This window comes from Mesorhizobium sp. M4A.F.Ca.ET.050.02.1.1 (assembly GCF_003997725.1).
Taxonomy (GTDB): Bacteria; Pseudomonadota; Alphaproteobacteria; order Rhizobiales; family Rhizobiaceae; genus Mesorhizobium.
On the sequence record NZ_RZSG01001318.1, the window covers coordinates 1 to 851 of the forward strand.

Here is an 851-nt window from a genome sequence, read left to right on the forward strand (position 1 = left end):
CGCCTCATGGGACGGCGATAGCCTAACCTTGTGGGACAAGACGCAGTGGGTGCACAACGTCGGCGACGAAATGGCCGCCGACGAAGGGCGAAAATACCCGGACATTCTCGGCAGGGATGCCGAACACGGCGGCCATTTCGTCGCCGACGTTGTGCACCCACTGCGTCTTGTCCCACAAGGTTAGGCTATCGCCGTCCCATGAGGCGATGGTGGCGTGCATCTCGATCGGATTGTGGTTCTCGCGCGGGATCACATAGGTTTGTTCGACTTTGACCTCGGCGTCTTCAAGCGCCTCCCCGGGATTGCCTCGGCGTGTCTCCCAGTCGGACGGTTCACCTGTTGGCAAAGCGGGCTCGACACCGGCAATGTCAGTCGTTCCCTTTTCATGCCTGTAGCTGACCTGCACCAGTTTGGCGGGATGAACAGCCTGTTCGAGCGTCTCAGCGATCACAAGCGCGATCGGTTGGCCCTGATGAACGACCCGATCGTCCTGCAGTATGTGCAAGCGTTCACCCGTGACGGGGTCCGGGCCACCCTTGTGCGGATTGTAGGCGAGCCGCGGGGCATTGGAATGCGTCACGACCGCGATCACCCCTGGGGCTCGCTCTGCAGCTGCGACGTCAATCGAGGCGATACGCCCGCTCTCAATCGTGCTGCGGACCGCTGCTGCGTGCGCCAAGCCAGGAACGTCGAACTCAGCCGCATAAGTGGCGCTGCCCGTGACCTTCCGGCGGCCGTCGATACGGCTGACGGGTTGTCCGATGAAGGCGGTCGTCATGTGCGAGCTCCCGCGGTTTCGACCGCGCGCACGATGGCGCGCTGCATGAGTTCGATCTTGAAGTCGTTATGAC

The 851-nt window shown here is 62.3% G+C and carries 1 protein-coding gene; it reads right to left on the reverse strand.

Going from position 1 to position 851, the window contains the following annotated elements:
• Window positions 1-22 precede the first annotated feature (22 nt).
• Complete coding sequence (locus EOA33_RS37210) at window positions 23-778, reverse strand: molybdopterin cofactor-binding domain-containing protein (protein WP_127407822.1); 756 nt, start codon at window positions 776-778, stop codon at window positions 23-25.
• Between the last annotated feature and the right edge of the window lie 73 nt (window positions 779-851).

Excerpts from the sequence above, each read along its gene's own strand:
- EOA33_RS37210 (WP_127407822.1), bottom strand. The coding sequence starts at position 778 with ATGACGACCGCCTTCATCGGACAACCCGTCAGCCGTATCGACGGCCGC.